Origin of the sequence: Prochlorococcus sp. MIT 1307, from assembly GCF_034092395.1 — a bacterium.
Lineage (GTDB): Bacteria > Cyanobacteriota > Cyanobacteriia > PCC-6307 > Cyanobiaceae > AG-363-K07.
On sequence record NZ_CP139301.1, the window covers coordinates 1,607,534 to 1,631,592 of the forward strand.

At 42.8% G+C, this 24,059-nt stretch carries 27 protein-coding genes; 13 read left to right on the forward strand and 14 right to left on the reverse strand.

The annotated features are described in order from the left end of the window. The first annotated feature begins 24 nt into the window (after positions 1 to 24). The 8 genes from SOI82_RS08170 (at position 25) to SOI82_RS08205 (ending at position 6,382) form a co-directional block, all read left to right on the forward strand. Positions 25 to 177: a high light inducible protein gene (locus tag SOI82_RS08170; RefSeq protein ID WP_320666931.1), complete on the forward strand. Its 153-nt coding sequence runs from the start codon at positions 25 to 27 to the stop codon at positions 175 to 177. Next, complete coding sequence (gene rlmN, locus SOI82_RS08175; RefSeq protein WP_320666932.1) at positions 174 to 1,244, forward strand: 23S rRNA (adenine(2503)-C(2))-methyltransferase RlmN; 1,071 nt, start codon at positions 174 to 176, stop codon at positions 1,242 to 1,244. The genes SOI82_RS08170 and rlmN overlap by 4 nt, the downstream gene beginning before the upstream one ends. Before the next feature lie 43 nt (positions 1,245 to 1,287). Beyond that, the gene (locus SOI82_RS08180) at positions 1,288 to 3,051 is read left to right on the forward strand and encodes a sodium:solute symporter family protein (RefSeq protein ID WP_320666933.1); all 1,764 of its coding nucleotides are present in this window, start codon (positions 1,288 to 1,290) and stop codon (positions 3,049 to 3,051) included. 198 nt (positions 3,052 to 3,249) lie between these two features. Next, positions 3,250 to 4,059: a HEAT repeat domain-containing protein gene (locus tag SOI82_RS08185; RefSeq protein ID WP_320666934.1), complete on the forward strand. Its 810-nt coding sequence runs from the start codon at positions 3,250 to 3,252 to the stop codon at positions 4,057 to 4,059. Between the two features lie 96 nt (positions 4,060 to 4,155). Continuing rightward, positions 4,156 to 4,362, forward strand: a complete 207-nt coding sequence (locus tag SOI82_RS08190) for a DUF2997 domain-containing protein (protein WP_320666935.1) — start codon at positions 4,156 to 4,158, stop codon at positions 4,360 to 4,362. Continuing rightward, complete coding sequence (locus tag SOI82_RS08195) at positions 4,362 to 4,754, forward strand: DUF1257 domain-containing protein (protein WP_320666936.1); 393 nt, start codon at positions 4,362 to 4,364, stop codon at positions 4,752 to 4,754. Before SOI82_RS08190 ends, SOI82_RS08195 begins: the two co-directional genes overlap by 1 nt. Before the next feature lie 12 nt (positions 4,755 to 4,766). Beyond that, a complete protein-coding gene (locus SOI82_RS08200; protein ID WP_320666937.1) occupies positions 4,767 to 5,153 on the forward strand; it encodes a ferredoxin in 387 nt (128 codons plus the stop codon). A gap of 35 nt (positions 5,154 to 5,188) precedes the next feature. Next, a complete protein-coding gene (locus SOI82_RS08205; protein WP_320668403.1) occupies positions 5,189 to 6,382 on the forward strand; it encodes an aldo/keto reductase in 1,194 nt (397 codons plus the stop codon). Here SOI82_RS08205 and rsmG read toward each other — a convergent pair. After that, the gene (gene rsmG / locus SOI82_RS08210; protein ID WP_320666938.1) at positions 6,379 to 7,122 is read right to left on the reverse strand and encodes a 16S rRNA (guanine(527)-N(7))-methyltransferase RsmG; all 744 of its coding nucleotides are present in this window, start codon (positions 7,120 to 7,122) and stop codon (positions 6,379 to 6,381) included. The genes SOI82_RS08205 and rsmG overlap by 4 nt on opposite strands. Before the next feature lie 80 nt (positions 7,123 to 7,202). Here rsmG and SOI82_RS08215 point away from each other — a divergent pair, with 80 nt between their 5' ends. Together SOI82_RS08215 and SOI82_RS08220 are read left to right on the forward strand one after the other, a co-directional pair. Next, positions 7,203 to 7,760 carry a J domain-containing protein gene (locus SOI82_RS08215; protein WP_320666939.1) on the forward strand — a complete coding sequence of 186 codons (558 nt, stop codon included), beginning with the start codon at positions 7,203 to 7,205 and terminating at the stop codon, positions 7,758 to 7,760. After that, positions 7,687 to 7,953, forward strand: a complete 267-nt coding sequence (locus SOI82_RS08220) for a DUF3143 domain-containing protein (protein ID WP_320666940.1) — start codon at positions 7,687 to 7,689, stop codon at positions 7,951 to 7,953. Before SOI82_RS08215 ends, SOI82_RS08220 begins: the two co-directional genes overlap by 74 nt. A gap of 28 nt (positions 7,954 to 7,981) precedes the next feature. On the opposite strand, the gene bioA is transcribed toward SOI82_RS08220, so the two are convergent. The 5 genes from bioA to SOI82_RS08245 are packed head-to-tail and all read right to left on the reverse strand — an operon-like array spanning position 7,982 to position 12,540. After that, positions 7,982 to 9,265: an adenosylmethionine--8-amino-7-oxononanoate transaminase gene (bioA, locus tag SOI82_RS08225; protein ID WP_320666941.1), complete on the reverse strand. Its 1,284-nt coding sequence runs from the start codon at positions 9,263 to 9,265 to the stop codon at positions 7,982 to 7,984. Between the two features lie 26 nt (positions 9,266 to 9,291). After that, a complete protein-coding gene (bioD, locus tag SOI82_RS08230; RefSeq protein ID WP_320666942.1) occupies positions 9,292 to 9,939 on the reverse strand; it encodes a dethiobiotin synthase in 648 nt (215 codons plus the stop codon). Beyond that, positions 9,936 to 10,691 (reverse strand): methyltransferase domain-containing protein, encoded by a 756-nt coding sequence (locus SOI82_RS08235; RefSeq protein WP_320666943.1) that lies wholly within the window; start codon positions 10,689 to 10,691, stop codon positions 9,936 to 9,938. Before SOI82_RS08235 ends, bioD begins: the two co-directional genes overlap by 4 nt. Next, a complete protein-coding gene (locus SOI82_RS08240; protein ID WP_320666944.1) occupies positions 10,688 to 11,401 on the reverse strand; it encodes an alpha/beta hydrolase in 714 nt (237 codons plus the stop codon). The genes SOI82_RS08235 and SOI82_RS08240 overlap by 4 nt, the downstream gene beginning before the upstream one ends. Then, entirely contained in the window at positions 11,398 to 12,540 is a 1,143-nt protein-coding gene (locus SOI82_RS08245; protein ID WP_320666945.1) for an 8-amino-7-oxononanoate synthase, read from the reverse strand. The genes SOI82_RS08240 and SOI82_RS08245 overlap by 4 nt, the downstream gene beginning before the upstream one ends. Before the next feature lie 151 nt (positions 12,541 to 12,691). Here SOI82_RS08245 and SOI82_RS08250 point away from each other — a divergent pair, with 151 nt between their 5' ends. Next, positions 12,692 to 15,421, forward strand: a complete 2,730-nt coding sequence (locus SOI82_RS08250) for a DEAD/DEAH box helicase (RefSeq protein ID WP_320666946.1) — start codon at positions 12,692 to 12,694, stop codon at positions 15,419 to 15,421. Between the two features lie 7 nt (positions 15,422 to 15,428). On the opposite strand, the gene fumC is transcribed toward SOI82_RS08250, so the two are convergent. The 3 genes from fumC to SOI82_RS08265 form a co-directional block, all read right to left on the reverse strand. Further along, positions 15,429 to 16,826, reverse strand: coding sequence for a class II fumarate hydratase (gene fumC, locus SOI82_RS08255; protein ID WP_320666947.1), 1,398 nt, complete (start codon positions 16,824 to 16,826; stop codon positions 15,429 to 15,431). Positions 16,827 to 16,995: 169 nt separating this feature from the next. Continuing rightward, on the reverse strand, positions 16,996 to 18,291 hold the full coding sequence (gene purB / locus SOI82_RS08260; protein ID WP_320666948.1) for an adenylosuccinate lyase: 1,296 nt from the start codon (positions 18,289 to 18,291) through the stop codon (positions 16,996 to 16,998). Positions 18,292 to 18,335: 44 nt separating this feature from the next. After that, complete coding sequence (locus SOI82_RS08265; RefSeq protein ID WP_320666949.1) at positions 18,336 to 18,506, reverse strand: hypothetical protein; 171 nt, start codon at positions 18,504 to 18,506, stop codon at positions 18,336 to 18,338. Positions 18,507 to 18,691: 185 nt separating this feature from the next. On the opposite strand from SOI82_RS08265, the gene SOI82_RS08270 reads away from it, so the two are divergent. Then, positions 18,692 to 19,501, forward strand: a complete 810-nt coding sequence (locus tag SOI82_RS08270; protein WP_320666950.1) for a TlyA family RNA methyltransferase — start codon at positions 18,692 to 18,694, stop codon at positions 19,499 to 19,501. On the opposite strand, the gene SOI82_RS08275 is transcribed toward SOI82_RS08270, so the two are convergent. Together SOI82_RS08275 and SOI82_RS08280 are read right to left on the reverse strand one after the other, a co-directional pair. Then, the gene (locus tag SOI82_RS08275; protein ID WP_320666951.1) at positions 19,498 to 19,836 is read right to left on the reverse strand and encodes a P-II family nitrogen regulator; all 339 of its coding nucleotides are present in this window, start codon (positions 19,834 to 19,836) and stop codon (positions 19,498 to 19,500) included. The two genes, SOI82_RS08270 and SOI82_RS08275, sit on opposite strands and share 4 nt — an antisense overlap. A gap of 38 nt (positions 19,837 to 19,874) precedes the next feature. Then, entirely contained in the window at positions 19,875 to 20,102 is a 228-nt protein-coding gene (locus SOI82_RS08280) for a hypothetical protein (protein WP_320666952.1), read from the reverse strand. Between the two features lie 236 nt (positions 20,103 to 20,338). On the opposite strand from SOI82_RS08280, the gene queF reads away from it, so the two are divergent. Then, entirely contained in the window at positions 20,339 to 20,746 is a 408-nt protein-coding gene (gene queF, locus SOI82_RS08285; protein ID WP_320666953.1) for a preQ(1) synthase, read from the forward strand. Here queF and SOI82_RS08290 read toward each other — a convergent pair. The 3 genes from SOI82_RS08290 to SOI82_RS08300 form a co-directional block, all read right to left on the reverse strand. Continuing rightward, the gene (locus SOI82_RS08290; RefSeq protein ID WP_320666954.1) at positions 20,718 to 22,037 is read right to left on the reverse strand and encodes a cytochrome c biogenesis protein ResB; all 1,320 of its coding nucleotides are present in this window, start codon (positions 22,035 to 22,037) and stop codon (positions 20,718 to 20,720) included. The two genes, queF and SOI82_RS08290, sit on opposite strands and share 29 nt — an antisense overlap. A gap of 3 nt (positions 22,038 to 22,040) precedes the next feature. Continuing rightward, positions 22,041 to 22,706, reverse strand: a complete 666-nt coding sequence (locus SOI82_RS08295; protein WP_320666955.1) for a cytochrome c biogenesis CcdA family protein — start codon at positions 22,704 to 22,706, stop codon at positions 22,041 to 22,043. A 90-nt stretch (positions 22,707 to 22,796) separates the two neighbouring features. Beyond that, entirely contained in the window at positions 22,797 to 24,017 is a 1,221-nt protein-coding gene (locus SOI82_RS08300) for a putative peptidoglycan glycosyltransferase FtsW (protein WP_320666956.1), read from the reverse strand. Positions 24,018 to 24,059: the final 42 nt, after the last annotated feature.

The following is a 24,059-nucleotide window of genomic DNA, read 5'->3' on the forward strand; positions in this document are numbered from 1 at the left end:
TGGTTTTTTTTGAGGCTTATTTATATGCTTGAGCCCAAAATCGTCCCCAAAAGGAGATTGCCACGCTATGGGTTTCATACTCATATCGAGAATTTAAATGGAAGGCTTGCCATGATTGCTTTTATTGCATTGATAATATTGGAGATGACGCTTGGACATGGTGTCTTGGTCTGGTGAATAATTCGCCATTGGGAGGCGATAATGTTGTATTGCTTGGTCTCAGTGTTAATCAACTCGAGGCTTTTGCCGTTGAATTAGGGCAGCCAGCGTTTCGTGGCCGCCAAATCCATGATTGGCTTTATTCAAAGGGGGCTAGAAATATCGATGCAATAACTGTGCTGCCAAAAGTATGGAGAAGATATCTTCATGAGAGGGGTGTAATAGTTGGAAGGCTGCAAGAAATTAAACGAGTTGTTGCTTCTGATGAAACGACAAAGCTTTTGCTTGGCACTACTGACGGCGATAATTTAGAGACAGTGGCCATTCCCACTGAACATCGTCTAACAGTTTGCGTTTCAAGTCAGATTGGATGTGCTATGGGATGTCAATTTTGTGCGACGGGAAAGGGTGGCTTTCAACGCTCCTTGGCAACCAATGAGATTGTAGATCAGGTTCTCAGTGTGCGAGAGGTGATGGCTAGACGCCCATCGCATGTTGTTTTTATGGGTATGGGTGAACCTTTAATGAACTCTGATGCTGTGCTCTCGGCAATTCGCTGCTTTAATAATGATTTGGGCATTGGCCAACGTCGCATCACTGTAAGCACTGTTGGTGTCCCAAATTCTCTTCATCAACTGGCTGAGAGGGCGATAGAACGTCTTGGGCGTGCTCAGTTCACCTTGGCAGTCAGCTTACATGCCCCTAATCAAAAATTAAGGGAGAAATTAATTCCTACAGCTAGAGCTTATCCGATTAACTCATTGCTACAAGATTGTAGGTATTATGTTTCTCTTACAGGTAGACGAGTCAGTTTTGAGTACATACTTTTAGGGGAGTTAAATGATCAACTGGAGCACGCCGAGCAACTGGCAGATCTTGTCGGAGGATTCCAGAGTCATGTCAACCTTATTGCCTACAACCCTATTGAAGGAGAGCTATTCAAGCGCCCATCATTTAATAGGGTTAAGGCCTTTCAAAATGTATTAGAGACAAGAGGAGTAGCTGCAAGTATCCGTGTCAGTAGGGGTCTTGATCAGAGTGCAGCATGTGGCCAGTTGCGTCGTCAGCATGCAGATACTTGTTGAAGGGGTTTAACTGGGGGAACTTTGTATAGCAGCTCTTAGGTATATGGCAGTTATTGATTGGTTCATTCTTATAAGTTATTTGTTGCTTTCTTTAGTACTTGGACTTTTGTTGGCACATCGAAATAGGAATGATGAGGATTACTTTGTTGCAGGACGTCGCCTTAGTGGCTGGCTGGCTGGGGCCTCGATGGCTGCAACCACATTCTCAATAGACACACCTTTATATGTTGCGGGAATAGTCGCAACTAGAGGACTCGCTGGCAATTGGGAGTGGTGGAGCTTTGGCTTTGCTCATGTTGCGATGACGGTTGTTTTTGCTCCTATGTGGAGAAGAAGTGGTGTCTTAACTGATGCTGCATTTACTGAGCTGCGCTATGGAGGAGCAACAGCTGCTTGGCTTCGAGGTATTAAGGCATTTCTATTGGCAGTGCCCGTGAATTGTATTGGTATTGGCTATGCTTTTTTGGCAATGCGTAAGGTTGCTGAGGCTTTAGGTATTGTTGATGGCCATCTTGTATTTGGTTGGATTAGTGACACTTTGCTTCTATTAACAGTCGTAGCTGTTTTTATGGTCATTTATACAGTTGTTGGTGGTCTATGGGCTGTGGTTGTTAATGATCTAGTTCAATTAGCTTTAGCTCTGTTAGGTGCAATAGCGGTTGCTATTGCTGTTGTCTCTGCTGGAGGTGGAATGAGCCTTTTGCTTGACAAGATTGATGAATTAGGACGTCCTGAGTTGTTATCACTCTTCCCGTGGAGCTTTAAGAAAGATGGCTTTGAGTGGATTGGTGGTGCAGGCATTAGTTTCACCACTTTTATCTCATTTCTGACATTGCAGTGGTGGAGTTTTCGACGTAGTGATGGGGGGGGGGAATTTATTCAGCGAATGCTTGCTACTCGTGATGAAAGGCAAGCAAAGTTGGCAGGTTGGGTTTTTTTAGTAGTGAATTACCTCATACGAAGTTGGTTATGGATATTAGTTGCACTCTCGGCCCTTGTCCTTCTCCCTTCTCAAGAGGACTGGGAGCTTAGTTACCCCATATTAGCTGTTAGATATCTACCTCCAATAGCACTAGGTGTTGTTGTTGTTTCATTAGTGGCAGCATTTATGAGTACTGTCAGTACCTCACTTAATTGGGGTTCTAGTTATCTGACTCATGATCTATATCAAAGATTTTTTCGACCTTCTGCTAACAAAGGAGAATTACTTTTTGTAGGTCAACTTGCATGCGTGTTGTTACTACTTTTTGGGGTCTTCACTGCTCTTATTAGTGACAGCATCGGTACAGTTTTTCGTTTAGTGATAGCGATAGGAACAGGACCAGGTGTTGTTCTTGTTCTGCGGTGGTTTTGGTGGAGGATTAATGCAGCCGCTGAGTTGGCTGCAATGGTTTGTGGCTTTTTTATTGGAGTCACAACATCTGTCATCCCAATTATTCGCATTGATGATTATGGTTTGAAGTTATTGGTGACGACAGTTCTGACTGGAGTTGTTTGGTTGTTTGTTTTGGCGTTAACTCCTTCTGAATCTCAAGAGGTGCTAGAGCGATTTGTAATGCGGGTACGTCCTCCAGGACCAGGATGGCGAGCTTTACGTGTTCGACTTGGGGTTCAACCAGTAGATCCTATGGGGGCATTGTTGTTGCGCTTCATCCTTGCTTCTGCTGTGCTTTTTGGGGGGTTATTAGGTAGCGGTGCTTTTCTTCTTCATCAGGAAAGAGGGGGTTGGATAGGGCTTGTAATTGCTGTGGTTAGCTTATGTATTTTGAGTAAGAAAAAGTTGTTTGATATTTCCATTTCTTCTTGATTCTATGAATAAGATCAGAGTAATTGAAAATTTATTTAAATCTTGGGCTTCTTGCGTTCCACTCTTTTCCCAATTCTCATAGTTGCTCTGTTTGGAGTTGCTTTCTTGGCTGTCAGTGCACGTATCTGGCTGCCTGGTGACATGCTTGCACCAGCTCCAATGAATTGAATCGGGCTTAATTATGTTTAGGATCTGTTTATGAATGATGCGCAAGGACACCCAGTAGATGAGGGGCTAGCAAGCCTTGCGATAGATCCTGATTTGCTAGCAAGAGAGCTAGAGGCTGAACTGGTTGGAGATCCATTAGATGAGATTGATCTTGAAGGTTTTGATTCAGATGCTCTAAATGTTGCGAAAGAGTGTGAGCTTGGGTTGCATTGGTTGAAACAAGGACATGAGGAACGTTTACAGGGGCTAAGAGTGTTTTGTGAGCACAGGGATCCAAGAGCATTGCCATTGTTGGTACCTCTTTTGCAAGAACCTTGCCCTGTAGAAAGGATGAGTGCCGTCTATGCACTTGGAAGGAATCCTTGCCCTCGTGCTGTAAAAATTCTTCTCAAGTTATTGCGAACAGATAGTAATGCTTACGTCCGTAAGGCCACTGCTTGGAGTTTGGGAAATTATTCTGATGCACCTGTGTTGAAACCTTTAATTCATTCTTTGCAGAATGATGTAGCTGCTGTTCGGCTATGGGCTTCAGGTTCATTAGCCGAAGCAGGTGCTAATTCACCTAAAAAGGCCTCTATTGCTGCTAATCAGTTACTCACCAGTTTGGAAATCGATAATGAACCTTTAGTTCGCAGTAATTGTATTTGGGCTCTTGGCCGGCTTTATGAAAGTTTAGAGACCCTTCCAAGAGATCAAATAGAGGAGACTTTGTTAAATGTTTTACTTAATGATTCTGAACCTTCAGTCAGGTATGAGGCTCGCACTGCTCTTGAGCAGATTGATAACCCCCCTCTGGAGCAGAGGCTTAAACGCTTAAGAGATCAAGGTTACCTAGCTTGAGATTTTTAGATTTGTTTTAAAACCCCATCCTTGTAACAACTGTATGTCGAAGGAGGATTTTTTTCTATATCATCGTTTACTTCAACAACTAGGTTGATGCCTCAACGCACTCTTCGGTTCAAGATTAGTCAAGATGGACTGGTTCAAGAGACTGTAGAAGGCGTTGCTGGTAATGCATGTCAGCAATTGACTGAAAAACTTGAAGAGGCTTTAGGTGTTGTTCAACACCGAGAACCTACTTCTGAGTCTTATCTCAATGATGAGATTCAAGTTGAGACAATTTCAACAGAACAATTTCTCTGATGTCACACTTCAGCACTGTTAAAACACAACTGCGTAAGAAGACACCGCTTCTTCAGGCACTGCTTGATTTGGGGCTTTGCCCTCTAGAAGGAGAGAGGATGGTTCGAGGTTATAGAGGACAAACTGTAAAAGCAGAAGTAGCAGTCACTATGACCCAGGGGGGAGATATTGGTTTTCGTTGGAATGAGGCAACTAAAACTTATGAATTAGTGACTGATTTGGACCTTTGGAAGCAGCAAGTTCCTATAGAACGTTTTTTGGCGCAACTCACGCAGAGATATGCCCTTAATACAGTGTTAACTGCAACTGTGGAGGAGGGTTATCAAGTTGCCGAAGAGAAAAGAAATTTGGATGGTTCTATTGAATTGGTCGTTACACGTTGGGACCCTTGATTAACTAATCCATTGAGCATTGATCCTTCAGTAGCTTTTAAGGCCAGAGCTCAAGTTTTTATTGAGCCCAATGGCAAAGAACCATGTCTAGGGGGGCAACTTCGTGAACAAGCTGTTTGGGTAGATGAGTCCATTTGTATTGGTTGTCGTTATTGCGCCCATGTTGCGACAAATACCTTTGTTATTGAGCCGGATCTGGGTCGCTCAAGAGCAATTAGACAAGATGGGGATAGCACTGAACTCATTCAGGAAGCAATTGGGACTTGCCCTGTGAATTGTATTCATTGGGTTCCCTTTGAGCAGCTGGACGATCTCCGTGCTCGTTTAGATGCATTGGACCTGCAAGATTTAGGGAAACTTCCACAAGTTTCTAGGAGGAATCAACGTCGAGTGAAGTGATTTATAAGGTCTTGTCTGATGCACCTTCACCCTCAATGCCTCTTCGACGTTTTGGCCGTACAGGTATTGAAATGCCAGTGTTATCGCTTGGAGGTATGCGCTTTCAGCAAAGTTGGAGTGAACTGCAGCCAGATGAAATTACCCCTGAAAGTCAACAGCAATTAGAAAGAACTCTGAGTAAAGCGAAGGATTGTGGACTCACTCATGTCGAGACTGCAAGGCACTATGGCAGTTCAGAGCTTCAGCTTGGTTGGGGGTTGAAAACTCTGCCTGATAGAAATCGAATATTGCAGACAAAAGTTCCACCTAGAGAGGACTCTAAGAAATTTGAGGCAGAACTTGAGTTAAGTTTTCAAAGACTAGGTTGTGAGAAATTAGACCTCTTGGCCATTCATGGAATAAACCTTAGTGAGCATTTGGTTCAAACTTTTCGACCTGGAGGTTGTCTAGAAGTCGTAAGGCGCTGGCAAGATCTAGGCCGAGTGGGCCATGTTGGGTTTTCTACACATGGTTCAAAACAATTAATTGTGGAGGCGATTAATTCTGATGAATTCGATTATGTGAATCTTCATTGGTATTTCATTCGTCAGGACAATGACCCTGCCTTAGATGCTGCAGCGAAATTAGACCTTGGGGTTTTCATTATCAGCCCCACTGATAAAGGAGGACATTTGCATACACCTTCACCAAAGCTTTTAGATTTGTGCGCACCATTGCATCCAATTGTTTTTAATGATCTTTTTTGCTTAAAGGATTCGAGAGTGCACACTATTAGTGTGGGTGCAGCAAAACCCGAAGACTTAGATCATCATCTTAAGGCGATAGAGCTACTAAATAGAGCGGGTGAATATGTGCCTAGAATTGAAGAGAGCTTATACAACGAGGCTCGCATTATTCTTGGAGAGTCTTGGCTGTCTTCATGGCATATTGGATTGCCAAGTTGGAAAGAAACACCAGGACGTATCAATATCCCTATTTTGCTTTGGTTATACAATCTTGTGGAAGCTTGGGATATGGACAGTTTTGCAAAAGCCCGTTATGGCCTTCTTGGTAATGGGAGCCATTGGTTTCCCGGAGAGAATGCTGATTGCCTTGATCGAGATATTAGTGAGGAGGCATTAAGAAGAGTTCTTGCAAAAAGTCCTTGGTGTAATCAGATACCTAGTTTGCTTCGCAAGCTACGAAATCGTGTAGGTGGTAGTGGGCAGGAAAGACTTTCTTCCACTTAAATTCCTAAGGGCTTTTTTTCTGGTATCCCAATTGGTCTTGGATAGCTCTCTGGACAAGGAAACTTTGCCTGAAGTTTTATCAAGTGCCTTTTCCCTCTCTTCGCTGGGAGCTCCACACTTTCAACTGTTTTTATTCTCGCTTTAAGTAAAAACAATGCTTTGTTGAGGTTTTTTTCATCAATCTTGCTCCACTTCCCTCGAAACAAAAAGGCTTCGCCTTTTTGTTTCAGGAGTGGAATTAAATACTCTGCTGCGATAGGTGCATCCGCAACGGCACGAGCCATTGCCAGATCAAACACTCCTCTATAAGACATATTCTGACCTGTATTTTCTATACGGTCAGTAAGGATATTGATTCGCGAATTTAGGTCAAGCTCTACTGAGATCTTTTGGAGGATTGTAGTTTTTTTCTTGGTTGCATCTACCAGTGTGATGTGTGCCTTTGGTAGAGCTATGGCAACTGCCCAACCAGGAAATCCACATCCTGTTCCAACGTCAATGCAATTCAGTACTTTTTGGGGCTCACTTAGCAACGTTTGCATAGGCCATAAGCTGTCAAAAACATGCCCGATCCAATAATCCTCACCATTTAAAAGTCTTGTTAAATTAACTTCTTTGTTGAAATGACTGAGCAGATTCTGAAGAGTACAAAATTGTTCAAGTTGTGTTGAAGATGGATGCCAGAGCAACTTTTCCCATAATGCTGGACTGGGCTTGTTGAAGCAGTCTTTAATAGACATGTAAAAAGTGGCTGCTTTTTCTAAAATTGTGCAACACAGATGAACTTCAAAGACCTTTTGAATAATGGATTGTTGATCAATTGACCTTGCGTAAAAGCCACTATGAAGTGTTGGGTGTTGCTCAATCTGTGGACGGGGAAACTCTTCACAAAGCATTTCGCCATTTGACTAAAGCATTGCATCCTGATACCACTGTTTTGCCACCTGATGAAGCTGCGCGGAAATTTCGGCAGGTGTGCGAAGCTTATGAATTACTTTCAGATCCTATTCGAAGGTTAAGTTACGACAAAAGTTTTAATGAAGTCAACTGGAATGAGACGATGCATTCTCATAAGTCATTAGTTACTCCAGAAAAGTTCTCGAAACAACTCATTACAAAGGAGGTACGTCGGACGCTGTCTGGAGGTGAATTGCTCTCACTTCTATTATTGGTAGTAGCGTTTTTGATTAGTGTGTTGCTTGCATTAGGGTTTGCATTCGTTCAGGGCAGGGAATTGCAAGTTCGACCAAGTTGGCTAACAGTTAGTCAGACACCTCACAACATTATTTTTCAACGTAACAGCAATGGCTCTGTTGCCTCCAGTTCAAACACCTTTGAATCAACACTCTTTAGCTGCATTAGAACTTTGGCTTCATGAGTTAGGAGCAAAAAAGAGTAAAGAAGATCTTTGTATCTGGACTTTACTAATGCCCAACTGGTCAGCTGAAATAAAAATTGAGCAGGACGAACTGAAGGTTACTTGGGAGCAGAATGGTAAATCAAGTTCCTGTTCGTTCCCTTACGGCTTATCTCGGCAAGATGTTCAAATTGCTATAACTGAGGGCCCATAAATGAACTTGTCTTCTATTAAAGAGACTTTTAAAGCATATCCAAACCTTTCTCAATAGCTGAATAGCATTGTTCTAGTTGTGAATTATTAAGGCAGAGTGGAGGTAGTAAGTAAACCACATTCCCCAAAGGCCTCAGAAATACACCATTTTGCATTGCGATGGCTTTAATAGTTTTTCCTGCAGTATTTAGATAGCCTGAAGGTCCCTCAACATCAAGATCAAAGGCTGCAATTGTCCCAGTAACTCTTATTCTTTTTACTCTTGGATGCTTCGCAATTATATGTAAATGTGCTATGTGCCTTGATTCAAATTTTTGATATTGCTCAGGATTTGCTTCTAATAGATCCAAACTTGCGTTTGCTGCTGCACAACCGAGGGGGTTCCCAGTAAAGCTATGCCCATGCCAAAGAGTCAAATGGGGCGCCTCTCCTATGAACGCAGAAAATATTTCTTCACTTGCCATTGTTACGCCCATAGGAAGAAAGCCTCCAGTTAATCCTTTTGAAAGAGCAATCAGATTTGGTTTTATGCCAGCTCTTTGAAATGCAAAGAGGCTGCCACATCGTCCGAACCCGGTCAGAACTTCATCGGCAATAAGGAGTGCGCCTGCTTCTTGAATCCGTTTCTCGACTTTTTGAAGAAACTCGGGCCTCACCATTGACATCCCTCCTGCCCCTTGAACAAGAGGTTCAAGGATTACAGCAGCTGTTGGTGTTTCGAGGCTTTGTTCCAGTTCTGATAAGACAACCTTCTCTTTTTTTTCTAGATTGTCATCTCCCCACCAGGTGTCAGGCCAAGGGAGCCTCCTTACAGGGAATAGCATATCTTCAAACGGTGCATTAAAGAGAGTTCGTTCTCCTAGCGCCATTGCTCCGAAAGTATCGCCGTGGTAGGCCCCTTGAAAAGCGATTAGTTGATGTCTAGGTTCACACCTGTTCTTCCACCATTGACATGCGATCTTTAAAGCAACCTCTACTGCAGTTGAGCCATTATCTGAAAAGAATAAGCGTTCAAGACCTGTGACATGGCTTAGTCTCGCAGCTAGCTTTTCAGCTTGTGGGTGGGTGAAATCAGCAAATATAACTTGCTCTAACTCTTCAGTTTGCTTTGAGATGGCAGATGAAATATAAGGATGAGTATGGCCATGAAGAGTGACCCACCAACTACTTATGGCATCAATCAGGGGTGGAGCGCCATCACGTAGCAATAAAGCTCCATCTCCAGAGATTACCCTTTGTGGAGGAGTTGATGTGGAAACTTGAGTGAATGGAGGCCAAAGATGAGGATTCCATTGCTGAGATTTATTGCTCATGTTTTAGTGGTTTAGCTTAGAATGCCTCATGCGAGTAGTTGTTTGAAGATTGGGCCAAGATTTTGCTTTTCCCATTCCTCAGCAAGTGTTTTGGCATTGATTTCCATCAAGGTAGGGAGCTGTCCAATTATCTGAACATTTCCAATTTGCTCTAGTGTTTTCGGGTTGTCTGCATGATGTGGCCCATTAAGTATCAGTCCTAGTAGAGGGATATTTCTACTTCTCAGGGCTTCAATGCTGAGTAAAGTGTGATTGAGAGTTCCTAATCCAGATTTTGCTACTAGGAGAACAGGTAGCTTCCAAGAGAGGAGTTGATCAATTTGTAGAAATTGCCTAGTGAGGGGCACTAGCAATCCTCCAGCAGTTTCTATTACTAGAGTTTTTTTGACTAAAGGTAGTTGCAATTTTTCAGGGTCTATGAATTGATTTTCTTGTTCTGCTGCCCAATGAGGAGAGACAGGTGCGTGGAATCTATATGCTTCTCTTATCCACCGCTCCTTTGGAAGGTTTAGAAGTTTGGAGACTTGGCCTGTATCGCCTCCATGCTCTAAACCACTTTGTATTGGTTTCCAATAAATTGCATCCAGGCCTTGGACTAGTAAAGCGCTAACGATGGTTTTACCTATATCTGTGTCTGTTCCACATACAATCAAACCAGAAGGTGATGAATTCATCGCTGGACTAATAGTAATTGAATGAGCCAAGTGAGTCTTACTGCTCCATTCTCTGTGCAGTAGGGCCAGGATCGTTGCAATCTTCGCCAATCTCCAACACTAAGACCAAGCTTTGGAGTTGAGTGCGCTCCAATGTTTATCATTGGCTTTAAAAGAGAGCTGACTTTAGAAGCTGTTTGTGTGAAACTTTGCAATTCTTGATAGCGTACATTCTTCATACTTAAGCCCTGTAGAAGGGCTTCTGTCGAAGGCAGATGAAGTGCTGTGCAACGAACCCCACTGTTCCTTGAGGCAACATGCCATTCTTCGAAGCTTCCATGAACAGGTAGTGCTATTGCTAGCCAACCTCCAGGTGTTAATGCAGTAAACCACTCTGCGATTCGATTTGCAGGTTGATTGAGCCAATGCAGTGCAAAGTTTGAAGCAAGTAAGGCAGGTTTGTGGGGCCAAGTTGGTAGGCCAATATTTAAGTCACAGAGTTGTGTTTGGCTTGTGGATCGATTTTGAGCGAGCATTTGCGGGCTTCCATCAACTCTAATTACAGATTTATTTGGGTTAAGTGCTTCCAATGCTTCCGCAAGTAGTCCTGTACCTGCTCCAAGATCCACCCAAATGCCTTGGGGAATTGATTCTTTTGAACATTCTTTTGCCAGGCGCCACGCGAAGGTGCTTTGTAGCTCTGCTTCTGCGTTGTAGTGAGGAGCGGCTTCCCCAAAATTATTGAGAATGATTTTTGGCCAATTGCTGGTCATGGCGAAGTATTTAACCAATTTTCTACGCGATTTATTAATCCTGGAATTAGAAGTAAGTGACTGGCCCCAGGAATCAACCAATGGGTTGGGCCAGTATCAAGATGTTTTTTCAAGTCCTCTATTAACAAATTCCGAGAAGAAGGAACCACTATGGCGTCTTCCGCTCCTTGAACAACCAATACTCTCGCTTGCGGGCTCAAACTTGTTGGTAGCTCATGAGTTTGGATAAGTAATTCAAGATCGGCTTTCAGTTGCTTGCGCCCTTCTAAGGACAGACCTTTATCTATTGGTCCTGGTGGGTACTCACACATTTTTTCTGGTTCACAAGCTTTTCGAAGAAAATTATTTAGCATTGTTTTCTCTTTTGTTGTCCCGATGTGTTTTTTCATGCTTTGCAGAGCAGCGTTTAGATAACGGCGTTCGATTCCAGTAGGCATGAAACGACTGAAACTTCCCAGTAAAACGATATCTGTGGCTTTGCTCAAAACTTGACTTTTGATTAGATGTAGGCCAAGAGAATGCGCTATGACCACCCGCCGCTGGGAAGCCGGGTCAGAAGATTCTTGCCAATCTGGACTACAGGGTGGAATTGTTCCATACCCTCGCTCTGCGCTTTGCCATATCCATTTGGTTTTTTGAAATTGATCAATCCATAATTGCCAAGTGTTACTGTCGCCACTCCATCCGTGCATGGCTATTACTTGTTTCATTGTGCCTTTAAGGCGTTGATTAGTCGTTTTAGTGTCCCTTTTGGTAAGTTTTGACGTAGTGCTATTCGAAGACGGGAAGTCCTTTCAGGGACTGTAGGGGGACGAATTGCCACACTTAGTAGGCCTGACTTTTCTAGTTGATGTTGATAAAAAAGAGTTTTTTCGTCACTGCCGATTATTAGAGGAAGTATCGGACCATTACCTAGAGGGCGACTCCAACCTTCAATTGAAAGTCTAGAGCGCCATTTCTCTGCACGTTGTTGTAGCTTCTCTCCCCAAGTAGGGTTTTTTTTAATTAATTTTAGTGATGCCAATGCTGCTGCAGCTAGTGGTGGTGCAAGGGCTGTGCTGTATTTAAAGGCCCCGCTTGTTTGGAGTAGTTGTTCCTTCAATTTTTTGCTCCCCGCTAAGAAGGCACCCCCACTGCCAAATGCTTTGCCAAATGTTCCGCTCAAAATGGTTGTTTGCACAGCTAGTTCATAACACAGTCCTTTACCTTGGATTCCCATAGTCCCAAGCGAATGCGCTTCATCAACTATGAGTTGTGCTCCATATTTGTCACATAGTTCTGCTATTTCTTTGATTGCTGGGCTTGTGCCTTCCATGCTGAAAAGGCTTTCAGTAAGTACTAGTGGTGATTTATTGGTTTGATGATTTCTACAGATTTTTAAATGTTTCTCTAAATCATTAAGATCATTGTGAGCAAATCTTTTTAGTTTGGCACCACTGGCTTTGACTCCTAACAAAAGGGAATGATGAATAAGCCGGTCGGCTAGGACAGTGGTATGTCTATCGGTTATTGCAATTACTGCCGCAAGATTTGCTTGAAATCCACTAGGAAAAAGTAAAACACTTTCTTGACTGAGCCAATCAGCAAGGGCTTCCTCTAATTCTTGATGAATTGGCCGATGCCCAGTAACTAGTGGTGATGCTCCAGCACCTACACCATCAGCATCGATACTTGTTCTCGCGGCTTCTATGACGTCAGGGTGTCTGCTCAGTCCTAAGTAGTCATTACTTGCAAGGTCTAATAGTGAAATGGCTTTTCCGGACCTTCTATGAACTTTCAATTCACTAGGGCCTTTGCCATGACTCCATGTTCTGAGCTTGCGACGTCTTGCCAGGGGAATAATTTCCATTTTTTAGTGTGGGCGTTAATTCAAGTGATCTTTCTACTAGTGAAGATATTTCATGAGATGTATTGCAAGGTTCTATAGGATTTAGTGAATGAGTTAATCGGCGAACCTTACGACTGCCTCAGATCTCTCCAATGCTCAATTAGATCCTTCAGTGATCTTTCCTTTCGCATTGGATGCTTTTCAAATTGAAGCCATCGATGCTCTAAGTCAGGGTCATTCAGTTGTTGTGAGTGCTCCCACTGGTTCTGGAAAGACATTAGTGGGGGAATATGCGATTTATCGAGCGATTGCTCATAGACAAAAGGTTTTTTATACAACTCCGTTGAAGGCATTATCGAATCAGAAACTTCGAGATTTTCGTAAACAGTTTGGCCCCGAAAACGTTGGGTTAATGACTGGTGATTTAAGTGTAAACAGAGAAGCTTCAATAGTCGTGATGACTACTGAGATCTTTCGGAATATGCTTTATGCGGAAGTTGATGAGCAAGAGGACCCTCTCGCAGAAGTAGAGGCAGTCGTTCTAGATGAGTGTCATTACATGAATGATTCTCAGCGTGGCACTGTCTGGGAGGAATCAATTATTCATTGCCCTTCATCCGTTCAAATAGTTGCTCTGTCAGCAACAATAGCCAATGCTTGTCAACTAACTGATTGGATTCAACAGGTCCATGGTCCTACCCATTTAGTGAGCAGTAAATTCCGTCCAGTACCACTTCTCTATAACTTTTGCAGTGCTAAAGGTCTTCACCCGTTATTGAATGATGCGGGGAATGGATTACACCCTAATTGCAAAGTTTGGCGTGCGCCTAAGGGCTATAAGCGTAAGGGTCGACCTTCTAAACCGCCTCAACCAGAATCTCCACCTGCCAGTTTTGTGGTTTCTCAAATGGCAGATCGAGATATGCTTCCTGCTATTTATTTTATTTTTAGTCGACGTGGCTGTGATAAGGCTGTAAAGGATCTTGGATCACTCTGTTTGGTTACACCTAAAGAGCAGAGTTTGATTCAAAACCGTCTTTTTGAATATACCGCAACAAATTCTGAGGCTGTTCGTAGTGGAATTCACTCTGATGCGTTGTTGCGAGGAATTGCTGCACATCATGCTGGAGTATTACCAGCCTGGAAGGAATTAATTGAGAGCTTATTTCAAGATGGTTTGGTGAAGGTGGTATTTGCAACTGAGACTTTGGCTGCAGGTATCAATATGCCTGCTCGCAGTACAGTTATTTCTACGCTATCTAAACGGACTGAGCGTGGACATAGGTCCTTGATGGGCAGTGAGTTCTTGCAGATGGCAGGTAGAGCAGGCCGTAGAGGACTCGACTCTCAGGGCTATGTGGTCACAGTCCAGAGTCGTTTTGAAGGAGTAAGAGAGGCAGGACAACTAGCTACAAGTTCGGCTGAACCTTTGGTTAGTCAGTTCACACCAAGCTATGGAATGGTTTTGAATCTTTTGCAGCGATATGAACTTGATAAGGCTAAACAGCTTGTAGAGCGTAGTTTTGGACGTTATTTGGCCAGCTTAGACCTTGTTGAAGAGGAAGACTTACTTGAACAACTAAGACATCAATTGGGTACTTTGCAGGGAGTGGCTGGCGATGTCTCTTGGGAAGATTTTGAAGATTATGAGAAACGCCGAGGACGTCTTAAGGAAGAAAGAAGATTATTGCGGATTCTCCAACAACAAGCTGCCGAAACTTTGGCAAATGAGCTCACTATGGCTTTGCAGTTTGCAAGTGTTGGGACTTTGGTGAGTTTAAAAGCACCTCAACTGCATGGACGCATTACACCTGCTGTGATTTTTGACAAGTTAGATGGGCCAGGGCAATTCCCTTTACTGCTTTGTCTTACTGATCAGAATATTTGGCTTTTGGTTCCGTGTCAGGCGGTGGTTAGTTTGCATGCTGAGTTGAGTTGCATGGTTCTTACCGGTATAAATGAGCCTTCAATTAAGAAAATTGGGGAGTTGCGTCATGGGGACGAGCAGAGCAAGGCTTTAGCTTTGGCTATTGCCCATATCGCTACACGGCATGAAATGAGGACTCCTCAATATGATCTTGCTGGTGAGGTTCTGGCTCAAGCAAAATTGGTCAAGACCTTAGAAGAAGACTTAGAAAAACAACCAGTACATCAATGGGGTGATCGCAAAAAGCTCAAGAAACATCGTCGACGTATGGAAGAGTTAGAACTTGAGATTAGGGAACGTCAGCAATTGCTTCATCATCGGGCGAACAGTCACTGGGAAACCTTTTTAGCCTTAATCGAAATTTTGAGACATTTTGGATGCCTAGATGATCTTCTCCCGACCGAAATAGGAAGAACAGTTGCTTCACTGCGTGGAGATAACGAACTTTGGCTCGGGTTAGCATTGATTAGTGGCCATTTGGATGACTTGGATCCTCCGGTGTTGGCAGCAGTTATTGAGGCAATTAGTACTGAAGTAAATCGTCCTGATCTTTGGAGCGGCTTTACTAATTCACCTATAGCTGATGAGGTATTAAATGACCTTTTAGGTATCAGGCGGGAGTTATCACTTGCTCAAAATCGCTCTAAAGTAGTTGTTCCGATTTGGTGGGAGCTCGAGCTAATGGGGCTAGTCGAGGCTTGGGCAAGAGGAACATCATGGGCTGAACTTATTTCGAATACTTCTCTGGATGAAGGTGATGTAGTAAGAATCATGAGAAGAACAATTGATCTACTGTCACAAGTTCCCTATTGCGAGGCGATTAGTGAGCGATTACGCAGTAATGCTCGCTTGGCATTTCAAGCTATTAATCGCTTTCCAGTTTGTGAAGCAGAAGATATATTGAAGACATCGTCAATTCAAGAGCAAAGACTTAACCCTGCGACTGAAAGGGTTTCAGGAGTAGAGAAGAAATAGTTAATTGCTAGACATGGGGAAAGATCATAGATGTAGGATCGACAAGACGATCGAAATCGACTTCATTTATATAGTCAAGCTTTATTGCCGCGTCTCGTAGGCTAATTCTTTTTTGATGAGCATATTGGGCAATTTCACTTGCCTTTTTGTAGCCAATTGCAGGAGTTAATGCTGTAACCAACATTAGTGATTGGTCTAAATCTTCTTGAATTTTTGAATAATTGGGCTGCATGCCTTCTATCATTGCTGATCTGCAACTTTTTGAAGAGTCGTGAAGCATTTCTATGCTATGTAATAGGTTAAAAGCAATCAATGGTTTATAGGCATTCATTTGCAGATGACCACCACTGCCAGCCATAGCAACAGCTACATCTAGACCTATTACTTGAGTACATATCATTGACATTGCCTCACATTGGGTAGGGTTAATCTTCCCAGGCATTATTGAGCTGCCAGGTTCATTTGCAGGTAGGTTCAGCTCGGCTATCCCTGCTCTTGGTCCACAAGACAAGAGGCGGATATCATTGACAATTTTTAGTAGAGTTACAGCCAACAACTTGAGTTGAGACATTGTATTCACTAAGCCATCATGACTCGCCATTAAGGCGAACTTGTTAGAGGCTGGATTGAATGGGAGGCCAGTTAAATCTGAGATTTCTGCAACAATTTCCAAGTCGAATTGGGGCGGAGCATTAAGTCCTGTTCCTACTGCTGTGCCTCCTAATGGCAATGAATATAACTCTTTTAATGCTGCTTCTATGCGGGAATAAGCTGTTGACAACTGTTCTTGCCAGGCAGAAACTTCTTGGCCAAGAGTGATTGGAACAGCGTCCTGTAAATGAGTTCTTCCAATTTTGATTATTCCTTTCCATTCAAGGCTTTTTTGTCCAAGGACTTTTGTTAAATTGGCTAATTGAGGTAGGAGTTTTTTGGTAATCCCTTCAACAGTTGCTATATGGATTGCAGCCGGGAAGGTGTCATTAGTTGATTGTGATTGATTCACATGATCATTTGGATGAATAGGTCTATGACTGCCTAATGGTTCTCCAATTGATTGTGATGCGATGTTGCTAATGACTTCGTTTACATTCATGTTCGTCTGGGTACCGCTCCCGGTTTGCCAGACTCTTAATGGGAATTGGTCGTCATGTAGTCCTTTTGCGATTTCGTTCGATGCTTGTATTATCAAGTCTCGCTTTTTTGTATCAAGTACACCTAAACGGTGATTAACAGTCGCAGCAGCTTTTTTGATTGTGGCTAATGCATAAATCATTTCCATAGGCATGCGATCATCGCTAATGGAGAAATTCAGGAGGGATCTTTGAGTTTGAGCTCCCCAAAGTGCCTCAGCAGGAACTTCAATGGCCCCCATACTGTCTTGTTCTATTCGTAACTGTTTAGACATCTATTTTTTGGTGGTAGTAGTTGGTGTGTACTAGGTCCAATAAAGTACTCAAGTAAGCTGTGTAGGAACAATGAAAGGTCCTAATAATTCATTAGCGAATAGCTTGTAGTCTTTCACGATGTATCACTAAAAGAAATTAATGCAATTGTGGTGACCGTTAGATCATTTTTTAGATCCCAAGACGTTTCCAGATCACATCTAAGTTTGCCTGATGGATATCAGTGTTGAAACAGCTCTCTAGTCCATTAGTTGTTAAGCGTTTTATTACTTCATGGTCAGATTCAAGATTTGCTTTGAAGTCCCCTCCTTCTTGATTCCAGGCTGAGTGAGAATGCTTCTGAACGACTTTATAGGCTTCTTCTCTACTCATGCCGCTTTCAACAAGAGCTAGGAGTACCCTTTGGCTAAAAACAACACCTCCATAGATATTCATATTCCGGAGCATGTTGGTTGGATAAACACCTAGCCCCTTAATCACCTCAGTCATTTCTCTAAGCATGAAATGGAGAGTAACAGAGGAGTCTGGGAACATCATTCGTTCGGTTGAACTATGACTGATGTCTCTTTCATGCCACAAAGCTATGTTCTCTAGAGCTGCAATGACATAGCTACGGAGAACTCTGGCCAATCCGCTTATTCGTTCACTACGAATTGGGTTGCGTTTATGAGGCATGGCTGAACTCCCTTTTTGACCTTTCGCAAAACTTTCTTCGACTTCAAGGACGTCAGTTCGCTGAAGGTTCCTAATTTCTGTAGCAAAGCGATCTAATGATGCCCCTATCAGTGCAATTGTTTGAATGTAATCCGCATGCCTGTCACGAGAAATTACCTGGGTACTTGCTACATCAGGTGTGAGACCAAGGCTTTCACAAGTTAGTTTTTCTACTTCTGGGTCGGTATTTGCATATGTTCCCATAGCACCACTTACTTGGCCTACAGCAATATCCTTTTCCAGTCGTATCAATCTTTCACTATTTCTATTGGTTTCTGCCAGCCAGCCAGCCAACTTAAAGCCAAAGGTGATCGGTTCGCCATGAATTGCATGTGAGCGCCCAATCATGACAGTTGTCTTATGCGCTTTAGCTAAGTTCCGTATTGCTTCCTCTAATTCTTTTGTTTCCTTTTGGAGAAGCTTTACTGAGGCCTTTAGTTGCAAGGCAAGCCCCGTATCTAATACGTCACTACTGGTCATCCCAACGTGGATGTACCTTCCAGCATCACCTACAGATTCATTGACGTTTGTAAGAAAAGCAATAACGTCATGCCTTACTTCTGCCTCGATCTCAAGAATTCGTTCTGGATCGAAAGTTGCTTTCTCACGTATTTGCCGCATCACATCCTCTGGAAGACGACCAAGTTGGCAATTGGCTTCGCAAGCTGCTATTTCGACATCTAACCAACTTTGATACTTGGCTTTGTCGGTCCAAATGTTGCCCATTTCGGGCAGTGTGTAACGTTCGATCAACGGATCGCAAATTTACTAGAAGTTATGAACTTAGGACCTAAAGCTCAAGCTGACTTAAGTCGGCAATGTTCAACTTCCCATTGAACGTGTCGACCCCAAGATTGTTGCCTAACCCAACAGCGGCCCCCTTTGCAATTGATTACTTGGAATGGAGGTAAATCATTAGGCTGATTTTCTAGTTTTGCAAAGCTCCCTGGGGCAAGGAGGTCAAGCACATTTGCCTTTTTTAGGGTTGGTAACAGATGCAGTCGATTGCATCTGTGATTGCGTTTTTTGGCTGACTTTGTGAATTGGTCAGACACTTCCTTTTCCGGTAGGTGGAAAGATTGTCTCGGGTTATTTGTCAAATTGAATAACTTCAGTGGTTTTTATTCGGTTTCCTGTCTGCTTTTATGACTAAATGCCCCGAAAACTCCGACTTGATCTGCACCTCCTGACGAAAGGCTTGGCTACTTCTCGTCAAAAGGCCCAACAATTAATCAGGGCTGGAAAAGTTCGTGATCATAGTGGGAAATTACTAGATAAGCCTGGACAACAAGTTTCTGCTGATCTTGAGCTTCTTATTAAAGAATCCCCCAGATTTGTATCCAGAGGTGGTGAGAAGTTGACTCAAGCTTTTAAGTCGTTTTCATTGACAGTAGATCGGAAAGTTTGTCTGGATGGAGGCATTTCCACCGGTGGTTTTACAGACTGCCTTTTGCAAAATGGTGCTGCTCGGGTTTATGGCATTGATGTTGGTTATGGGCAAGTTGCTTGGCGCCTTCGCACAGATCAAAGAGTTGTATTGAAGGAGCGCACTAATCTTCGAACACTTACTCATGAGGAACTGTATGGACCCAATGATCCATGGCCAAGCTTTGCTGTAGCTGATTTGTCGTTCATTTCATTAAAGATCGTTTTGCCTGCTATTAGATCTTTGCTTCAGCCAGACAATGCAGAAGCAGTGGTTTTAGTTAAGCCACAGTTTGAGGTTGGCCGTGAACGAGTTGGTAAAGGCGGGGTAGTACGCAATCCTGCTGCACATGTTGATGCATTGCATTCGGTTATAAGAAGCGCTGGTGAACTGCGATGGGAGCCAAAAGGCATTGTTGCTTCACCAATTACGGGACCTGCTGGTAATCATGAATATCTGTTGTGGTTAGGTATTAGTGAAGGCCGGAAGTTGCCAAATATTGAGAGTCTTGTCAAAAACACTTTGCTTTCAAACTAAAGAGCTGTTTCATCTTTATCTCCTGTGCGAATCCGTAGCACTGAGTCCACTGCAGAGATGAAAATCTTGCCATCTCCAATCTCTCCGGTTTTCGCAGCTTCAGCAATTGCTTTTAAAACAGCGTCAACACTTGCATCATCAACAACTACCTCAACCTTGAGTTTTTGAAGGAACTCAACTGTGAATTCTGAGCCTCTATAGCGTTCTACTTGGCCTTTTTGGCGCCCAAAACCACGTACTTCAGTAACTGTCATTCCAACTATGCCTGCTTTGACCAGAGCAAGCTTTACATCTTCAAGTTTGAATGGGCGGATAATAGCTTCAACTTTTTTCATGATTTTCAATAGCTAATTTGAGAGATAAATTACCTTTCTTAGAATTTACGTGTGATTGATAGTGAAGGAACATGATTAATTCTTAAACCTGCTTCTTCTGCATCAGATGAAAGGGCTTTGGCATCTTCTGTAGTCAGCCGAACTTTTTTTGAGGATAGTGCTTCCCAATGCTCATCTTCAAAATGGGTTTGCAACCAGAGCATGCCATGCACGCTTTCAGGACGAAGCTGAGTTCCTTCTTCGGTGTCGATCAGCCAAATATCCATATAAAAGGAGCTCACTGCCTACTATTAGGGGGGGTAAGGCGAGACTAAATTGTGCTTGTTGCTACGGATTGCGCGTTTGATATCCAATTAGTAATACTTCTGACTTCTTAAAAAAGCTTCTTTCACATAATTTCTATGGGGGCAAGTAAGTGACATCTTTATATTGAAGGAACCTCTCTAATTCCTTCAATAATTTAAAAACGCTTTGTCAATTCTTTATTAAAGGAGATTTTCAGGTGATTCCCCTTGATTCAAAAAACATAACTCCACTTTATGGCGAACGAGCTATCGCTCAGGGTGAGTTGATTTGTTTTGATAATCCAAATGAAGGCCGCCCTTATGAAATTTCCATAGAGTTACCGGAATTTACATGCCTATGCCCTTTTTCTGGATATCCAGATTTCGCTGTATTGCGATTGCTTTATCAACCAGATAAAAAGGTTTTGGAATTAAAAGCTATCAAGCTGTATATAAATAGCTATCGCGATCGCAAGATTTCTCATGAACAGGTCGCTAATGAGATCCTGGATGATTTAGTCAAAGTATGCAATCCCTCTTGGATGCAGCTAGAAGCAGATTTCAACCCTCGTGGAAATGTTCACATGGTGGTTCGTGTTAAGCACGGCGAAAGGCAGCCTCATTAAGTTCATTGTTTGAGATGGTGGCCAAAAGCTCTGGCATTTCATTCGCTAGCCCTGATAAGTTTCGATTGCTTAACCCTCCAACGTGTATATATTCGTTTTCTGGTTCTGAAACTGCCCATAATTGTCGTGTTGAAAGAATACTTAGAAAACCACCAAGTAAGGTGATTGCAAAACCTGTATATACAACTGGCACTCCTGGATCACGTTTCAATAAAAGTCCTGTTGCGGGTATGACATCCACTACACGGAGAGGGACCCCCTTTATCTCTTGTGCATCTCCTCCAGGTCTTAGACCAGCAATGAGTTGCCCCCCTTCGTCAAATACTTGTACAGGCCCTGCTTCGCTTGAAACACTCATCAAGATTGGCTCTTTCCCATTCTGATTAGTTGGAATAACCAATCCCCAAACTTGTTCTCCTAGTTGAGGAAACTCTTGTAAAGGTAGTTGCAGTTTTGGACTTTTACCCAGTTGTAGTGTGATTGCTGCAAGGGACCAATCGGCTTGATAAACCGTCATTCCTTTTATACGCAGCGGGTGATTTACACTTACTTCTCTTATCTCTCCATCCTCCTCCCTTTGATCGGTTAGTTCGAGAGTAGAACGAAACTGCTCTACTCTTCCAGCGGGATCACGTTCAATTTTGAAAGTATTCAGGGTTAGTGTTAATTGATTAACTCCTTCGCGATTAAGTAGCTGAAAAGATCTACCAGGAGCGAGAAACTTTTCAACGCGTTGTCCTTTTACAGCGCCCCATGACGCTCCAAACAAGATCAATATCAGTCCTAGATGAATCAGTGGGGGGCCAATGCGGCCTAGAGCTCCTTTTCTGGCAGCAAGTCTTCCTGATTTTTGCTTGACTTGCCATCCTTTTTTTTGAAGGTGTACAGCAAGTTGATTTAACCCTTGTGATGATTGAGCAGTTGGAATTGTTTCAGCAATTGCCAGCTTGCTTAATTGTTGAGGATCTTTGTAGTCGATCCAATTAAGAGCGGCCTGAACCATTGGCCATTGCCTTCGCCAACTGCAAATCATTAGTGATAGTCCAAGCCAGCCAAGTAGAGCTAAAAACCAATTACTGGAATAAACCTGATTGAACTGCAGTCTGATTAGAGTCTTTCCATTAATGAAACCTAGCCAGGGATGTTTACCATAAACTTCCAGATAGTTTCCAATTGGTTCTTCTTGAGGTATCGCTGTGCCGATTGCGCTTGCTAGTGCAATGACAAGCAATAAGAAGATTGCAACCTTGAGACTGGAGGCCCAGGCAATGATTTTTCGTAAAACCTGCATGTGTTAGATCCAATTTGCCAGAAGGGTTAATAGACCTGCAGTTAATAAGATGGTTCCACTTAATGGAGGGATCCACTGTCCTAAAGGTCGAAGGGCTAAAAGGTTGGGAATGCTTGCTGCTGCACTTCCAGCGATAAAGAGGGGGAGGGTTTGTCCTAATCCAAAAAAGGCCAGTAGTGTTATACCTATTAGAGGACTTCCTCTTTGGGCAATCCACCCTAGTAACACTGCCAATACAGGAGTTGTGCAAGGAGATGATGCCAGGCCAAATGCTAAGCCTGCCGCAACTGGTGCTAATGGACTAGGAACTTTTTTTTGCCAAGTTTCTGGGTCCGGCCCATTTGGTAACGGAAGTTTGACAATTCCAAGAAGGTTTAGCCCCATTAGTACTGCTAAAAGAGCTACTAACTTTGGAATTATTAAAGGTATTTGGCCGTAAACCTTCCCTACAAGTCCGCTAAGACTTCCTAAGAAAATTAATGAAAAAACTATGCCACTGCAGAAAATGAAACTACTTTGGATGGGCTTTTGATTGTTTTTATACCCTGCTAAAAAAGCGACTGTTATCGGGAGCAATGAAAGAGAGCATGGCCCGAGACTTGTAAGTAGGCCCCCCAAAAAAACAAAGAATAATGTTTGTGGGCCTGGATCGAGCAGACCCTGGCTCATTATGTGCTCGCTCGCGCGGGCTAGATCGGATAATGTCAGATCTAGAGAAGTAATTGGCTTTACCTGGTCATATACAGTCCTACATCAATTCTACTTAAGTTTTTTCTTTAAATTAGGACCTCCAATTAATCCAGTTGATTCTATTGAACAACGGATAAGTAGACCTCCGATTAATAGGCTTGACAAAAGAGAACTTCCTCCATAACTGATCATTGGTAATGGCAATCCTGTGGTTGGCATTACTCCTGAGGCAACTGCAATATTCATCAATGATTGGCCGACAAGAATTGTGCTACATCCCATTGCAACTAGTTTTGTTTGATTTGTGTTGCAGCGAAGGGCTACTCGTAACCCTAGGAATGCTATTAACATTAAAAATAGCAATAGCATCATCGAGCCTAAAAAACCGAATTCTTCAGCAAAAACAGCAAAAATAAAGTCTGTACTTCTAAAAGGCAAGTACTGCAGTTTTTGTGTTGATAATCCGTAGCCCTCCCCAAACCATCCTCCAGACCCTATAGCCAAGAGACTTTGCACTAGTTGATATCCAGTCCCTTGAGGGTCTTGCCAAGGATCAAGGAATGATATGACTCTAATGCGTTGATATTCCTTAAATAAGATACTTGTAGTTCCTAAGATTCCTCCTATAAAAGCCACCCCAAAAAGACTTCTAAATCTAATTCCTGCTGCTAAAGCTATTAACCAAAGCAGGATACCTATAAGTGCAGCAGTACTGAGATTGGGTTGAATAAGTATTAGTAATAAAAGAGACCCAAAAATACTTAACCAAAAGAACTGTTGATCTCTGTTTAAGCGCTTCCACTGAGCAAAGAGGTTCGCAGCTTGAAGAATTAAAAAGGGCTTCATTAATTCTGATGGTTGTATTTGTATTGGGCCAATTAATAACCATCTGGTAGATCCGTTGATAGTTGTACCTACAAAGTAAGTTGCAATTAATAGAATGATTGATATGAAAAGAGATGGTCCTGCAAGTTTTAGCCATCTTCGTAGATTGGTAGAAATGATGATATAAAGAAGACTCCAACTTGTTATTAGCCAAAGAAGTTGTCTTTTGATGTAGTACGTGCCATCGCCCATCTCTCGGCTGGCAACCCACCAACTCGCTGAGCCAAGAATAAAAAGCCCTGCCAAGCTCCAAAAAGCTATAAGGGTAATTAGCAGTCTTGCTTCAGCTGGCCAGACTGACCAAGGAAGTGGAAGTAGCTTTTGCCAAATTGGTACTCTTTCGCCGTTCTCGAACAAGGTGGGATTACCTTTCCCTTTCGTTTTATAGCGCTTCTGAATTGGCATTAAGGCTTTTTGCCGAAGGGAGATGCTTAGATGAATCTTTCC

What these genes read in the sequence shown, in the direction of transcription:
- SOI82_RS08245 (WP_320666945.1), bottom strand. Translation starts at nt 12,540, where the DNA reads ATGGAAATTATTCCCCTGGCAAGACGTCGCAAGCTCAGAACATGGAGT.
- bioA (WP_320666941.1), bottom strand. Translation starts at nt 9,265, where the DNA reads ATGAGCAATAAATCTCAGCAATGGAATCCTCATCTTTGGCCTCCATTC.
- SOI82_RS08185 (WP_320666934.1), top strand. Translation starts at nt 3,250, where the DNA reads ATGAATGATGCGCAAGGACACCCAGTAGATGAGGGGCTAGCAAGCCTT.
- SOI82_RS08195 (WP_320666936.1), top strand. Translation starts at nt 4,362, where the DNA reads ATGTCACACTTCAGCACTGTTAAAACACAACTGCGTAAGAAGACACCG.
- SOI82_RS08275 (WP_320666951.1), bottom strand. Translation starts at nt 19,836, where the DNA reads ATGAAAAAAGTTGAAGCTATTATCCGCCCATTCAAACTTGAAGATGTA.
- fumC (WP_320666947.1), bottom strand. Translation starts at nt 16,826, where the DNA reads ATGTCTAAACAGTTACGAATAGAACAAGACAGTATGGGGGCCATTGAA.
- SOI82_RS08220 (WP_320666940.1), top strand. Translation starts at nt 7,687, where the DNA reads ATGGCTCTGTTGCCTCCAGTTCAAACACCTTTGAATCAACACTCTTTA.
- SOI82_RS08280 (WP_320666952.1), bottom strand. Translation starts at nt 20,102, where the DNA reads ATGGATATTTGGCTGATCGACACCGAAGAAGGAACTCAGCTTCGTCCT.
- SOI82_RS08180 (WP_320666933.1), top strand. Translation starts at nt 1,288, where the DNA reads ATGGCAGTTATTGATTGGTTCATTCTTATAAGTTATTTGTTGCTTTCT.
- SOI82_RS08235 (WP_320666943.1), bottom strand. Translation starts at nt 10,691, where the DNA reads ATGACCAGCAATTGGCCAAAAATCATTCTCAATAATTTTGGGGAAGCC.
- SOI82_RS08270 (WP_320666950.1), top strand. Translation starts at nt 18,692, where the DNA reads ATGCCCCGAAAACTCCGACTTGATCTGCACCTCCTGACGAAAGGCTTG.
- rsmG (WP_320666938.1), bottom strand. Translation starts at nt 7,122, where the DNA reads ATGTCTATTAAAGACTGCTTCAACAAGCCCAGTCCAGCATTATGGGAA.
- SOI82_RS08295 (WP_320666955.1), bottom strand. Translation starts at nt 22,706, where the DNA reads ATGAGCCAGGGTCTGCTCGATCCAGGCCCACAAACATTATTCTTTGTT.
- SOI82_RS08205 (WP_320668403.1), top strand. Translation starts at nt 5,189, where the DNA reads ATGCCTCTTCGACGTTTTGGCCGTACAGGTATTGAAATGCCAGTGTTA.
- SOI82_RS08300 (WP_320666956.1), bottom strand. Translation starts at nt 24,017, where the DNA reads ATGCCAATTCAGAAGCGCTATAAAACGAAAGGGAAAGGTAATCCCACC.
- SOI82_RS08190 (WP_320666935.1), top strand. Translation starts at nt 4,156, where the DNA reads ATGCCTCAACGCACTCTTCGGTTCAAGATTAGTCAAGATGGACTGGTT.
- bioD (WP_320666942.1), bottom strand. Translation starts at nt 9,939, where the DNA reads ATGAATTCATCACCTTCTGGTTTGATTGTATGTGGAACAGACACAGAT.
- SOI82_RS08170 (WP_320666931.1), top strand. Translation starts at nt 25, where the DNA reads ATGCTTGAGCCCAAAATCGTCCCCAAAAGGAGATTGCCACGCTATGGG.
- SOI82_RS08240 (WP_320666944.1), bottom strand. Translation starts at nt 11,401, where the DNA reads ATGAAACAAGTAATAGCCATGCACGGATGGAGTGGCGACAGTAACACT.
- SOI82_RS08290 (WP_320666954.1), bottom strand. Translation starts at nt 22,037, where the DNA reads ATGCAGGTTTTACGAAAAATCATTGCCTGGGCCTCCAGTCTCAAGGTT.